We start from the raw sequence: 201 nt of genomic DNA on the forward strand, positions 1-201 counted from the left end.
GCTGCAGTTTGCGCAGTGGTGACATTTTGGTTGGTGGTGAATAACTGACCGCCATTCACTGCATCTGTTGATGCCGCTGAACTGATGTCACCTGCTTTCACATTGCTGATGGTCGTGCCACCTGCACCTGCAAGCGTGATCTTGTCTTTGGTCGTTGCATCGTCGTATTTAACGGCTGCATCGTCTAAAGAACCTAACTTG

1 protein-coding gene is annotated in these 201 nt (G+C 49.8%); it reads right to left on the bottom strand.

The features are described from left to right. On the bottom strand, positions 1-201 hold a 201-nt coding region (locus MMO42_RS18185), incomplete at both ends, for a hypothetical protein (RefSeq protein ID WP_241321592.1).

This window comes from Acinetobacter sp. ANC 3882, from assembly GCF_022549545.1.
In the GTDB taxonomy this organism is placed as follows: domain Bacteria; phylum Pseudomonadota; class Gammaproteobacteria; order Pseudomonadales; family Moraxellaceae; genus Acinetobacter.